The 934-nt window shown below is 47.5% G+C and carries 8 tRNA genes; all 8 read right to left on the reverse strand.

Going from position 1 to position 934, the window contains the following annotated elements:
- Positions 1–4: 4 nt before the first annotated feature.
- The 8 genes from R8O11_RS25785 to R8O11_RS25820 all read right to left on the reverse strand — a co-directional run bounded on the left by R8O11_RS25785 (position 5) and on the right by R8O11_RS25820 (position 933).
- Positions 5–89 (reverse strand) — tRNA-Leu (locus R8O11_RS25785).
- Between the two features lie 53 nt (positions 90–142).
- Positions 143–217: transfer RNA gene (locus R8O11_RS25790), tRNA-Gln, on the reverse strand.
- A 50-nt stretch (positions 218–267) separates the two neighbouring features.
- Positions 268–352 (reverse strand) — tRNA-Leu (locus R8O11_RS25795).
- 29 nt (positions 353–381) lie between these two features.
- Positions 382–466, reverse strand: a tRNA-Leu gene (locus R8O11_RS25800).
- Between the two features lie 40 nt (positions 467–506).
- A tRNA-Met gene (locus R8O11_RS25805) sits at positions 507–583 on the reverse strand.
- A gap of 22 nt (positions 584–605) precedes the next feature.
- Positions 606–690 (reverse strand) — tRNA-Leu (locus R8O11_RS25810).
- A 53-nt stretch (positions 691–743) separates the two neighbouring features.
- Positions 744–818, reverse strand: a tRNA-Gln gene (locus tag R8O11_RS25815).
- Positions 819–848: 30 nt separating this feature from the next.
- Positions 849–933: transfer RNA gene (locus R8O11_RS25820), tRNA-Leu, on the reverse strand.
- Position 934: the final 1 nt, after the last annotated feature.

Below are 934 nucleotides of genomic sequence, written 5' to 3' on the forward strand. Positions count from 1 at the left end.
ATAATGGTGCGGAAGGAGAGACTTGAACTCTCACACCTTGCGGCGCCAGAACCTAAATCTGGTGCGTCTACCAATTCCGCCACTTCCGCAACTTAATCTATAGATATCAAGATAATTGGTAAAATCTCAATATCGTTGTATATGGCAGGGCTACCTGGATTCGAACCAGGGAATGGCGGCATCAAAAGCCGCTGCCTTACCGCTTGGCGATAGCCCTACAGCGTAAATAGTCAAAGACTACTTAACCTCTCTTATCGAGAGAAAGAATGGTGCGGAAGGAGAGACTTGAACTCTCACACCTTACGGCGCCAGAACCTAAATCTGGTGCGTCTACCAATTCCGCCACTTCCGCGTATTCTGATAGTGTAGATTAATTTAAGATGGTGCGGAAGGAGAGACTTGAACTCTCACACCTTGCGGCGCCAGAACCTAAATCTGGTGCGTCTACCAATTCCGCCACTTCCGCATCTATTCCTAACTGCTCTGATAAAAAGAACATTTAGGAATGGTGGCTACGACGGGATTCGAACCTGTGACCCCATCATTATGAGTGATGTGCTCTAACCAGCTGAGCTACGTAGCCATTTTAAAACTTTGATCAAGAATGGTGCGGAAGGAGAGACTTGAACTCTCACACCTTGCGGCGCCAGAACCTAAATCTGGTGCGTCTACCAATTCCGCCACTTCCGCAACTTGATCTGTAGACATCAAGATAATTGGTAAAATCTCAATATCATTGTATATGGCAGGGCTACCTGGATTCGAACCAGGGAATGGCGGCATCAAAAGCCGCTGCCTTACCGCTTGGCGATAGCCCTACATTGCTCTAATAAAAGAGACTTTAATAATGGTGCGGAAGGAGAGACTTGAACTCTCACACCTTGCGGCGCCAGAACCTAAATCTGGTGCGTCTACCAATTCCGCCACTTCCGCA

The organism is Vibrio sp. 1288, assembly GCF_033344475.1.